This window comes from Corallococcus sp. CA054B, from assembly GCF_003611625.1.
GTDB lineage: Bacteria > Myxococcota > Myxococcia > Myxococcales > Myxococcaceae > Corallococcus > Corallococcus coralloides.
Genome location: NZ_RAVY01000423.1, coordinates 1 through 630 on the forward strand (window position 1 = coordinate 1; position 630 = coordinate 630).

1 protein-coding gene is annotated in these 630 nt (G+C 69.7%); it reads right to left on the reverse strand.

Annotated features, from left to right (window positions below):
* Nucleotides 1-522, reverse strand: a 522-nt coding sequence (locus tag D7V80_RS41140) for a hypothetical protein (RefSeq protein WP_147447414.1), incomplete at its 3' end; no start/stop codon positions are given.
* Nucleotides 523-630: the final 108 nt, after the last annotated feature.

The window sequence follows — 630 nt, forward strand, 5'->3', positions numbered from 1 at the left end:
CTGCGAGACCCTCCACGCGGGAAGCCGCGCCGCCTTGAGGTCTCGCGTCACCTTCCGGCCATCCTGGGACAGGCGGAAGACGCCGCGGCTGACGTACGACTGATCGACCCCGACGTCCTGGGCCGGCGCGCTCGAGTCGAAGCCCATCCCGCGGTAGGGAGGGTTGAAATCGAGGACCTGGAGCGTGCGCTCCGCGATGAACCGCACGTCCTTCGTGGTCCGGTGGATGATGGAGTCCTGCTTGGGGTCAGGCTCCCAGAGCACCTGGCCTTCGCGGTCGGTGATGACCAGGGCATCGTTGGCGCAATAGTCCGTCGAGCAGGGCCCCAGCGCATGGTGGACATGCCACGCGCAGAACGCTCCCCTGCAATCCTTCCGGCGTACGGACTCCCCCATCAGCGGGTCCGGGCTCTCGGCTTCGACGAGGCGGCGCGGCGCGGACTCCTCTTGCGCCAGCGCAGGAGCACCGGCGCAGAGCGCCGGCAGCAGGGCGAGCGCCCCCCACGTCCATCCACGTCGCAAGGCTTCACTCATGGGTCCGCCCTATTGCAGCACGCATGCCTGGACCTTCGCGGCGGAAAAGCCACACCGGAGCGGGCGCGGGGCGACACCCCTGGACCCTCCCTCCCC